This window comes from Rheinheimera sp. (assembly GCF_020217005.1).
In the GTDB taxonomy this organism is placed as follows: domain Bacteria; phylum Pseudomonadota; class Gammaproteobacteria; order Enterobacterales; family Alteromonadaceae; genus Pararheinheimera.
Window position 1 is genome coordinate 1 of record NZ_JAIWOI010000342.1, and the last position, 10000, is coordinate 10000.

Here is a 10000-nt window from a genome sequence, read left to right on the forward strand (position 1 = left end):
GGCCAGCCCGAATACAACTGTAAACTCAGACCTACGGCCCAGGGGGCGTCCCCCAACAAAGGTTGTACTGCCGCATCCAAAGCCAAGATGTACCGCTGGCGTAAAGCCTGTAATTCAAACGCCAAACCGGCCAGGTTCTGGTCCCAGTAGGCATATTCATCGTTATAACGCTTTTGTGTTTTTAACAAGGCATTACGATGTTTCAGTACACGTTGTAATTTGCTCCACAAGGAATAAAAACTTTGTTCCACGTGAAACAATCCCATATCGAAAAACTGCCGCCTTTCTTTTGGGCCACCCAATAAAAGTTTAAAACTCTCTGGGGTAATTAATTGTACCGGCAGCAATTGCGCCAATTCCGAGACACGGCTCAGGTCTTCCCCATTTAACCGCATCCGCAGTTCGCCTTCGCGTTCACGCTGCAAACCCAGATTTAAAATCTGCTGAGCCATTTCCACTTTGGCATTGAGTAGAAATGCCTGTTGTTCATAGCGGATCAGCTTTTCTGGCTTACTACTACGAAAAGAGCGGCCATGCGCTAAATAATAAATGGCCTCGAGCAAACTGGTTTTGCCGCTGCCATTTTCGCCATAAATCAGGTTTATCCCGGAACGAAACTCTAACTGAGCTTCGGCAATGTTGCGAAACTGCTGAATTCTAAGCGTATTTAATGCCATTCACTATAAACGCATTGGCATCACAACATACATGGCGCCAGACTTAGCCCCGACTCCTTCAATCAAAGCACTGGAGTTGCCGTCACTTAAATGCAGCACTACCAGGTCGGTTGATAAGGTGTTTAATACGTCGAGTAAGTAGCCGACGTTAAAACCAATCTCCAGCGTATCACCTTGGTATTCCACTTCGATGGTTTCTTCCGCTTGTTCGTGTTCAGGGTTATTCGCCACAATTTGCAACTCGCCCGAACTCAGGGTAAAACGTACGCCACGATATTTTTCATTCGATAAAATAGAAGCGCGTACGCAAGAATCTTTTAATACGTCACGATGTGCGGTCACCAGCTTGGTACTGTTACGCGGCAATACCCGGCGATAATCAGGGAAACGGCCATCTATTAACTTACAACTGAAACTAAACTGGGTGTCTGTTAAACGAATATGGTTCTGACCTAAACTTAAAGTGACCAGTTGGTCATCCGCAATAAGCAAACGCATCACTTCCAGCACACCTTTGCGTGGAATAATGATTTGTTTTTGATGACCGGACGTGGCAGCCAGTTCAATAGAACTCATCGCCAAGCGGTGACCATCAGTCGCCACTGAGCGTAAAGTGCCGTTGTCCACTTCAAATAACAAACCGTTCAGGTAATAGCGCACATCCTGGTTCGCCATTGAAAATGCGGTATCGTCCAACAAATGACGCAGTTGATTACGCGGCAACTGCAGCTCGACCTCACCTTGCCAGCTTTCTAAATTTGGATAATCGTTGGCGCTTAAAGTGGATAAGGTAAATTTACTTTTGCCTGTGCTGACCACACAGTTATCACCTTGTACTGTGACACTTAATAAAGAAGAGTCAGGTAAGCTGCGGCAAATATCCAGAATTTTTTTTGCCGGCACCGTAATACGGCCAGGGCTGAACAATTGCTGGATAGGTGACATAGCCACCAGTTCTATTTCTAAGTCGGTACCAGTCAGAATAAGTTGGCCGTCTTCGCGCGCTTCAATCAACACATTGGACAAAATAGGTAAAGTATGGCGCCGTTCAATAGCACCTGACACCATTTGTAAGGGTTTGAGCAGAGCGTCGCGTTCAATAGTAAATTGCATCACCATTCCCTATTATGAAGACAATGTTCGAATTAAGTTTTGAAAATCTTCTTTAATTTCATGCGTCTCTTCTTTTAACGATTCGATTTTACGACACGCATGTAACACTGTAGTGTGGTCACGGCCACCAAAAGCATCACCAATTTCCGGCAAACTGTGGTTGGTCAGCTCTTTTGCCAAAGCCATCGCCATTTGACGCGGACGGGCTACGGAACGACTACGACGCTTGGACAATAAATCAGCCACCCGTATTTTGTAGTATTCGGCCACTGTCTTTTGAATATTTTCGATCGTGACTAATTTGTCCTGCAAAGCCAGCATATCGCGTAATGCTTCACGCACAAAGTCGATGGTAATAGGACGGCCAGTAAAATTGGCGTTGGCAGAAATACGGTTGAGCGCGCCCTCCAATTCACGCACATTAGAGCGAAGGCGTTTGGCGACAAAGAAAGCAACTTCTTCCGGCAAGCGAATATTGATCTCCTGTGCTTTACGCATCAGGATCGCGACCCGGGTTTCTAACTCTGGTGGTTCGATCGCAATAGTTAAACCCCAGCCAAACCGGCTTTTTAAACGCTCTTCCACGCCATCGATTTCTTTTGGATAGCGATCGCTGGTCAAAATGATCTGCTGATTCCCTTCAAGCAAGGCATTAAAGGTGTGAAAAAACTCTTCCTGAGAACGATCTTTTTTGGCGAAAAATTGAATATCATCGATAAGCAAGGCATCTACAGAACGGTAATAGCGCTTAAACTCTTCTATCGCATTGTTTTGTAAGGCTTTTACCATATCCTGCACAAAACGTTCTGAGTGCATGTAAATGACTTTGGCATCAGGTTTGTTCGCCAGAATACCATTACCTACCGCATGCAATAAGTGCGTCTTACCTAAACCTGTACCGCCATACAAAAACAAAGGGTTGTAAGCTGTACCAGGGTTATCAGCCACTTGTTTGGCAGCAGCTCGGGCTAACTGGTTTGATTTACCTTCAACAAAGTTATCGAAGTTGTGCTTGGCGTTGACATTGCTATTCACTATTGTTTTTGGTGCAGGCTCAGGCATAGCGGCTACCGGAGCTGCGACAGGGGCAACTCTGGGTAGTTGATTGACTGGAGCGACTAAAGGCTTTTGGGTTGAGCCAACATCAAAGCGCAAACGTGGCGCATGATCGCCACAATAGCCCTGGATCAGTTCATTGATCCGATTCAGATATTTGTCACGCACCCAATCCAGCACAAAGCGGTTAGGCGCATACAAAGTCAGTGCGTCATGCGAGCTGTCAGCTTGTAATGGGCGGATCCAGGTGCCAAAATCACGAGCTGGTAACTCGGCCTGGAGCGCTTCAAGGCAATTTTTCCAAACGGACTGATACACCATATCTCCAAAAGCCCCTAATAATTATTATTTAGTTAGGCAGGCGTAAGTGAAAAGAGCAGCATTATCGTATGATCTTATCCACAAGTTCAATATTGACTTTTGTAAAAACTCAAGACAGTACAAAAACAATGCATAACTAATTGTTTTAAAAGAAAATAAACCTCTTATTCTATTTACTGATATGCAAACAATATATCAGACCAAAGCGGTCCAAAAACCACTGCTTTTAAAAACAACTCACATTTTATCCCAGACGAACCATGCACCTTGTGGACAACTTTTAAAGATCAGGAAAAAATTAATGATCAGATCAACAGAAACAGAAGGATCCGCATTGACAAGAGCTGCTGACCCGCTTAGAATTCGCGCTCATTTTTAATCGCTGCGTTTTGGTTATTACTAAAACACAGACCCTTAGTAAATATCGACCGGACGGACGAAGTTATGAAAAGAACATTTCAACCTAGCGTTTTAAAACGTGCTCGCGTCCACGGCTTCCGTGCTCGCATGGCTACCAAAAATGGCCGTCAAGTGATTGCACGTCGTCGTGCTAAAGGCCGCAAGCGCTTAACAGTCTAGTCAGATTCGTAAGCGCTGCGTGGTCAGCTATACATTCAGCAGGGAGTTACGTCTGTTAACTCCCCGCGAATTCGACAATGTCTTCCAAAATCCCTTCCGGGTTTCTTCTCCTCTCTTTACTATCTTGTGTAAACCAAATCAGTCTGTTCATCCAAGACTTGGTCTGACTATTGCCAAAAAACGTGTTAAATTAGCCGTCAATCGAAACCGCATCAAGAGATGTTCGCGGGATAGCTTCAGGCTGCACCAACATGAACTTCCACCTGTTGATTTAGTTTTGATGGTAAAAGGTGATATCAGCAATACGCCCAATGAAGAATTGCACAAGCAACTGGATAAGTTATGGGGCAAAATAGCTCGCCAATACAAAACACTGGTGCAAGACTGCTGATTTCCACAGTGCGTGGCTATCAGAAGATAATCAGTCCGTTATTTGGACCCAGTTGCCGGTTTTATCCCACCTGTTCTCATTACGCTATTGAAGCCATAGAACGCTTTGGTGTCGTAAAAGGTGGTTGGTTAACTACAAAACGTTTATTAAAATGTCACCCCTTACATCCCGGTGGTGAAGACCCAGTTCCACAAAAGCAGAAAGAGACTAACTAACAGATGGATTCTCAACGCAGTTTATTAGTGATAGCCCTCGCCTTCGTTAGCTTATTGTTATGGCAGGCATGGCAGACGGATCACGCGCCAAAACCAGTAACTCCAGTCACTGAACAAAGTACAACCACTTCAACTGGTTCAGCCGACTTACAATTAAGCAGTTCAGGTACTACAGCTCAGGCTGCTGCACCAGTTGCGACTCAGCAAGTGATCACCGTCAGTACTGATGTATTAAAAGTACAAATCGACACTAAAGGTGGCGACATTGTTGATTTAACTTTACCTGCCTTTACTTTAAGCAAAGACAGCGACCAGCCTTATCAGCTGATGCGTAAATTAAACGGCTTTGAATATGTAGCTCAGTCTGGTTTATTAGCAGATGGCCCGGATGACAAACGTAATAGCGGTCGTCCTGTCTATTCAGCAGCCCAAACCAGCTATGCACTTGGAAATGGAGAACAGCAAGTCGTAGTGCCTTTAACTTTTAACCACAACGGTTTAGAGATTGAAAAACGCTACACCTTTACCGCTGGAAAATATGATGTCCGGGTAGAATATTTGCTGAAAAATACCACTGCGCAAACGAAGTTAGTCCAACCTTACCAACATCTGGTGCAAACCATTGATAATGGTCAAAAAGGCAGCATGATGATGCCAATCTATCGAGGTGCGGCTTTCTCTACTTCTGAAAAACGTTACGAAAAATACGATTTTGAAGATATGCAGGAAACCAACCTGGCTCAATCCACTAAAGGTGGTTGGGTGGCTATGCTGGAGCACTACTTTGTAGCGGCCTGGGTTCCTGAAAAAACTGCAGACAATCAACTGTATAGCTTAGTGAATAACGGCAACGGTATTGTAGGCGCAAAAGGCCCTGAGATGACTATCCCTGCGGGTGAAAGTCTGACTATTACTTCTACCTTTTATGCTGGCCCTAAGGATCAGGACAAATTAGCAGCTATTGCTGACGGTCTGGATCTTACTGTCGACTATGGTTTCTTGTGGTTTATTTCTCAAACTTTATTCTGGTTATTAACTACTATTCAGAGCTTTGTTGGTAACTGGGGTGTGGCTATCATTATGATCACCTTAATAGTCAAAGGTGCTATGTACCCTCTAACCAAAGTACAGTACGAGTCTATGGCCAAGATGCGTAATCTGAAGCCAAAAATTGACGAATTGCAGGCACGTTACAAAGACGACCGTCAAAAGATGGGCCCGGCTATGATGGAACTGTATCGCAAAGAAAAAGTAAATCCTATGGGTGGTTGCTTACCTATGCTGGTACAAATGCCAATCTTCCTTGCTTTGTATTGGGTGTTTGTAGAGAGCGTGGAATTACGTCAGGCTCCGTTTATGTTATGGATCCAGGATTTGTCCACCCAAGACCCGTACTACGTATTACCAGTGCTGTTTGGTATCAGTATGTTTGTGATGCAAAAACTGACGCCTATGACAGTGACAGATCCTATGCAGCAAAAAATCATGCTGTGGATGCCAGTGGTATTCTCCGTATTCTTCCTGTGGTTCCCAAGTGGTCTGGTACTGTACTGGTTAGTCAGCAACCTGATTTCTTTAGCCCAGATGCTGTATATCTACCGTGGCATGGAGAAGAAAGGCTTATACACTAAGGCCTGATGCTGCTGAGCTAGACTTAGAAGGCCTGTTTTCAGGCCTTTTTGTTTTTTTGAGTTTGAAAACACAGTTTATAAAGTTGAGGTTTGACGTATGTACAGCACAGACACTATTGCCGCTCAGGCCACAGCCACAGGTCGTGCCGGTGTAGGAATAATAAGGGTATCAGGTCCTGCCGTATCTGCAGTGGCTACTGCCATTCTGGGCAAATTGCCAAAACCCCGTACTGCTGAATACCTGCCGTTTTTAGACGAACAAAAACAAACTCTGGATCAGGGTATCGCCTTGTATTTCCCTGGCCCCAATTCCTTTACCGGCGAAGATGTGCTTGAACTGCAAGGCCACGGTGGCCCAGTGCTGTTAGATATGTTATTGCGCCGCGTACTGCAGATGAAAGATGTACGGATAGCACGCCCTGGCGAGTTTTCCGAACGCGCCTTTTTAAACGACAAATTGGACTTAACGCAAGCCGAAGCCATAGCTGACTTAATAGACGCAAGCTCGGAGCAGGCAGCCCGCTCCGCCATGCATTCGTTGCAGGGTGAGTTTTCGCGCAAGATACACGACCTGGTAGAAAAAGTAATATACCTGCGGATTTACGTCGAAGCTGCTATCGACTTTCCGGATGAAGAAATCGACTTTTTATCAGACGGCAAAGTGGCAGGTGATTTAGCCGAAATCATCTCCGACTTAGCAGGTATTCAGAAACAAGCCACTCAAGGCAGTATCCTGCGTGAAGGTATGCGTGTGGTGATTGCTGGTCGGCCTAATGCGGGTAAATCCAGCTTATTAAACGCTTTAGCAGGTCGCGAAGCCGCCATAGTGACTGAAATAGCAGGCACTACCCGTGATGTATTGCGTGAGCATATTCATATCGACGGTATGCCTTTGCATATCATAGACACCGCAGGTTTACGTGAAGCCACAGACAAAGTAGAACAAATAGGTATAGAACGCGCCTGGCAGGAAATAGAACAAGCAGACCGCGTGCTCTTTATGGTCGACGGCACCACCACCAAAGCCACCAGCCCTGCAGATATCTGGCCAGATTTTATGTCACGTTTACCTAAGGACTTAGGCTTAACTGTGATCCGCAATAAAGCCGACTTGACCGGCGAAACAACGGGTGCCAGTCAGGATGGAGACTATCCGGTGTTCCATATCTCGGCCAAGACCAATTCAGGTATCGATCAGCTGCGCGATCACCTCAAAGCCTGTATGGGTTTTGACGCCAATACCGAAGGCAGCTTTATCGCCCGCCGCCGCCATTTAGACGCTCTGCAACGCGCCGCAGAGCACTTAGCCATAGGCGATGCGCAGTTGCATAACCACCTGGCGGGCGAGCTGTTAGCCGAAGAACTGCGGCTAACTCAGCAACACCTGAATGAAATCACCGGCGAATTCAGTTCGGACGATTTATTGGGCAGAATTTTCAGCTCGTTTTGTATCGGTAAGTAACCCACTTTTAGCTGTCACCCCGCATTGCCAGATGATCGCTGGCGGTGCGGCGGATCAGCAGTGTAAGCACTCCAGCCCCACCTAAAGTAATAACGCTGGCCAACAGTAAACCTGAATCAAAACTGCCACTTTGTTTGGCTAAGTAACCACTGATTGCAGGAGCTATAACTTGAGCTGTGCCATAACAAAGCGTCATCTTGCCCATCAACTGAGCTGGTTTAGCTGGTAATAAGCGCCCTGCCATCGTCAGCATTAAGCTGACACAACCGACAAAACTGATGCCAAATAAAAAGGCACTGAAGAGTAAGGCCAGCGCCTGACTCCAAAGCACAGGTAAAAAAATTGCCAAGGCATTGAGCAGCAAAGCCCAGCGTAAACTGACTAAATAACCGGATAGCCGGGCTACCCGATCCCAGAGTATCGCTGCAGGTGCAGCTCCTATGCCTAAAGCAAAAAATGCCCAGTTACCAAAACCTGTCAGTTCAGCATTCAGACTCGCCATAGCAACAATAAAAGTGATAGTCACCACATAGCCATAACCGGCGCAGAAATACATCAAAAACAAAGGCCAGAGAAAACTACGGGGTAAAGCCAAAGGTGTTGCATCTGTGTTGTTGCCGGATAACGCCAGCTGTGGTGCAGGCAACCAGCGCCAGGCTGGAACTATCAATATCAAGCCAAGCAGACTAAGCGCCAACCATTGCTGGTCCCAACTCAAAGTGGCAGCACTACACAGCTCGACGAATAAAGCCACCAGCGCTATGCCAAGACCGAGACCTGCAAAATGCAAACCCAGTTCGGCTTTAGCGCCACGCACGGCCAGCTGCTGCAAAATCAGACCTGAGGCTAATAACATCGAAGCAGCTGAACTTAAACCAGCCAGAAAGCGCCACAAGCCCCAAAACAGCGGGTCTGAACTATAAGCTGTGGCTACTGTGCTTAGGACAGCAAAAACCAACCCCGTGCGATAAGCATAAAACTTCCACTGCCAGTCCTTTAACCGCACAGCCAATAAAGCACCTGCAAAGTACCCCAGATAATTTACTGCCGCTAAATAACCTGCCAGAGCTTCCGTCAGACCTGCACCTGACATCAAAGGAATAAGTGGCGTGTAGGCAAAACGCGCTATACCCAAACACAACAGCTGACTAAAAAAACCAGCCAATAATATGCGGCGGGCCACTGGATCAGACATAAACAGGCTTCCTTAGCCAGAAGGATTTAAAAAGACAGCAGCATTCTTAGCGCTATCAAAAGTAAGACACAGGCAAATAGCTTTTTCAACAAGGCCGCAGGCACTTTAGTCGCAAGGCTTACTCCAAGAGGAGCTGCCACCACAGAGCCTATGCTCATGCCCAGCACTGCAGGCCAATATACTGCGCCTATCAGCTCCGAATGAGCAACAGGAGCGGTTTGCAGCATATAGGAGATAGCGCCAAACACAGTCACCGGAAAACCCACGGCCACTGAACTGGCGACAGCTTTAGGCATGGCCATAAAACGACTTAAAAAAGGCACCATCAGCACACCTCCTCCGGCACCAATAAAACTGCCAGTGACCCCAACTAAAGCCGGAAACCAGCGTAATAGTTGGTTTGAGGGGGGCTGTTGTAACTCGGTCGATTTTGTTGTCGCAGGCTTTACCATAGAAAAAGCCACATAAAGCAAAAAGGCAGCAAAAATACACTGTAGCCACAAGGCAGGTAAACGGGTGACCAATACAGAGCCAAGCAGGACGCCAGATAAACTGGCCGGTAACATCAACCGGATTAATGGCCAGTTTATAGTTCCTTTTTGATGATGTACCCTCAATGAAGACATTGAACCTATAGCAGCAATCAGCATAGAACTGGCAAGGGCAATGACAGGTGAAACTTCAGCACTAAAACCTAAAGAAGGCAGCATAAAAGTTAAAAAAGGCACTGTGACTAACGCCATGCCGACACCGATCAGCCCCAACAATAAGCCACCAGCTAGACCCGCCAGAATAAATAACGTCAGTACCCACAGATCCATAATTTCCTGCCTGAACTAAAAAGGCCAGCTAGTGCTGGCCTTAGTTAAACCATTGATTTACCTAGCGTAAGTCGCAGTTAGTGTGGCTTTACCTAAGGCTGTCGCATTTAGCATAAAACCAACCACAGCAGCGCTGGCGCCATCTGGCACCGCTAAAGTCGCTTCAGGTAAAGCCCAGACAGTAAACTGATAACGATGCATGCCATGACCTTCAGGTGGGCAAGCACCACCAAATTCTTTAATACCGTAGTCATTATTAAAAGATCGGCTACCTGCAGGTAACTGGCCATGACCAGCGCCCTGAGCCAGGGAAGTGACAGTGGCAGGAATGTCCAGAACCAGCCAATGCCAGAAACCTGAACCTGTAGGCGCATCCGGATCGAACACTGTAATAGCAAAACTCTGAGTACCAGCTGGCGCATTTTGCCAGTTTAACGCTGGTGACAGATTAGGACCATCGCAGCCAAAGCCATTAAATTCAAAGGTTTTTGCCATAAAATGGCCTTCACGTATATCAGGGCTGGTCAATTGAAATAAGC

General features: G+C 46.4%; 11 protein-coding genes. 5 read left to right on the forward strand and 6 right to left on the reverse strand.

The window, feature by feature from the left end; genetic code table 11:
- From LDL40_RS16755 to dnaA, 3 genes are all read right to left on the reverse strand, one after another.
- The coding region (locus LDL40_RS16755) for a DNA replication/repair protein RecF (RefSeq protein WP_300996590.1) at window positions 1–677 on the reverse strand (677 nt) is incomplete at its 3' end.
- 3 nt (window positions 678–680) lie between these two features.
- Window positions 681–1790 carry a DNA polymerase III subunit beta gene (dnaN, locus tag LDL40_RS16760; RefSeq protein WP_300996591.1) on the reverse strand — a complete coding sequence of 370 codons (1110 nt, stop codon included), beginning with the start codon at window positions 1788–1790 and terminating at the stop codon, window positions 681–683.
- A gap of 12 nt (window positions 1791–1802) precedes the next feature.
- Window positions 1803–3164, reverse strand: a complete 1362-nt coding sequence (dnaA, locus tag LDL40_RS16765; RefSeq protein WP_300996599.1) for a chromosomal replication initiator protein DnaA — start codon at window positions 3162–3164, stop codon at window positions 1803–1805.
- Between the two features lie 447 nt (window positions 3165–3611).
- Between dnaA and rpmH the strand changes: the two genes are divergently transcribed.
- The 5 genes from rpmH to mnmE all read left to right on the forward strand — a co-directional run bounded on the left by rpmH (window position 3612) and on the right by mnmE (window position 7445).
- Window positions 3612–3746 (forward strand): 50S ribosomal protein L34, encoded by a 135-nt coding sequence (gene rpmH, locus LDL40_RS16770; RefSeq protein ID WP_008897167.1) that lies wholly within the window; start codon window positions 3612–3614, stop codon window positions 3744–3746.
- A 19-nt stretch (window positions 3747–3765) separates the two neighbouring features.
- Window positions 3766–4137 (forward strand): ribonuclease P protein component, encoded by a 372-nt coding sequence (gene rnpA / locus LDL40_RS16775; RefSeq protein ID WP_300996592.1) that lies wholly within the window; start codon window positions 3766–3768, stop codon window positions 4135–4137.
- Window positions 4089–4352: a membrane protein insertion efficiency factor YidD gene (gene yidD, locus LDL40_RS16780; protein WP_300996593.1), complete on the forward strand. Its 264-nt coding sequence runs from the start codon at window positions 4089–4091 to the stop codon at window positions 4350–4352. Before rnpA ends, yidD begins: the two co-directional genes overlap by 49 nt.
- Window positions 4353–4355: 3 nt before the next feature.
- Window positions 4356–5990 carry a membrane protein insertase YidC gene (gene yidC, locus LDL40_RS16785; RefSeq protein ID WP_300996594.1) on the forward strand — a complete coding sequence of 545 codons (1635 nt, stop codon included), beginning with the start codon at window positions 4356–4358 and terminating at the stop codon, window positions 5988–5990.
- Between the two features lie 90 nt (window positions 5991–6080).
- Window positions 6081–7445 carry a tRNA uridine-5-carboxymethylaminomethyl(34) synthesis GTPase MnmE gene (gene mnmE, locus LDL40_RS16790; protein ID WP_300996595.1) on the forward strand — a complete coding sequence of 455 codons (1365 nt, stop codon included), beginning with the start codon at window positions 6081–6083 and terminating at the stop codon, window positions 7443–7445.
- Window positions 7446–7452: 7 nt separating this feature from the next.
- On the opposite strand, the gene LDL40_RS16795 is transcribed toward mnmE, so the two are convergent.
- The 3 genes from LDL40_RS16795 to LDL40_RS16805 form a co-directional block, all read right to left on the reverse strand.
- Entirely contained in the window at window positions 7453–8640 is a 1188-nt protein-coding gene (locus tag LDL40_RS16795) for a YbfB/YjiJ family MFS transporter (protein WP_300996596.1), read from the reverse strand.
- Window positions 8641–8666: 26 nt separating this feature from the next.
- Window positions 8667–9461 (reverse strand): sulfite exporter TauE/SafE family protein, encoded by a 795-nt coding sequence (locus LDL40_RS16800; RefSeq protein WP_300996597.1) that lies wholly within the window; start codon window positions 9459–9461, stop codon window positions 8667–8669.
- A 57-nt stretch (window positions 9462–9518) separates the two neighbouring features.
- Window positions 9519–10000 (reverse strand): YbhB/YbcL family Raf kinase inhibitor-like protein (locus LDL40_RS16805; RefSeq protein ID WP_300996598.1); only part of this gene is annotated, 482 nt, incomplete at its 5' end.